Raw genomic sequence first — 649 nt, 5'->3', positions numbered from 1 at the left:
CGAGTGCCTCGTCGATCGCCGCGCGCATGTTCGCGTGAATCGCCGCCTCAGCCGGTGAACTCGCCGAGACATCCTCGATCATGTCGCCGAGTGTTGCATCGGCGTCGTCACCCACCGGGGTTTCGAGCGAGACAGGTTGCTTGGCGATCTTGAGGATACCGAGCACTTTCTCCTCGGACATCTCCATGCGCTTTGCTAGCACTGCGGGATGCGCTTCCTGCCCTGTCTGTTGCAAGATTTCGCGCGATATCCGGTTCAGCTTGTTGATCGTCTCGATCATGTGGACCGGCACGCGAATGGTCCGCGCCTGATCGGCGAGCGCACGCGTGACCGCCTGCCGGACCCACCAGGTCGCGTAGGTCGAGAACTTCCAGCCGCGCCGGTATTCGAACTTGTCCACGGCCTTCATCAGGCCGATATTGCCCTCCTGGATCAAATCCAGGAACTGCATGCCGCGGTTCACGTATTTCTTGGCGATTGAAATGACAAGACGAAGGTTCGCCTCGATCATCTCGCGCTTGGCCTGCCGCATTTTCAGTTCCGCGGCACTCATCTGGCGGTTGATCTGCTTGAGCTGCTGGAGCGGCAACGAGACCCGGGACTCGATGTCGACGAGTTTCTGCTGCGCCGCCTGAATCGCCGGCTGATG

1 protein-coding gene is annotated in these 649 nt (G+C 60.4%); it reads right to left on the bottom strand.

Translation table 11 applies throughout. From position 1 onward, the window contains the following. Positions 1-649: sigma-70 family RNA polymerase sigma factor (locus tag U4Z31_RS36940; protein ID WP_321812994.1), on the bottom strand; the 649-nt coding region annotated here is incomplete at both ends.

It is taken from the genome of Burkholderia sp. BCC1985 (assembly GCF_905339915.1).
Classification (GTDB): Bacteria; Pseudomonadota; Gammaproteobacteria; order Burkholderiales; family Burkholderiaceae; genus Burkholderia.
Note: the sequence above shows the minus strand (reverse complement) of the source record. Positions and strands in the feature narration are given on the sequence as shown.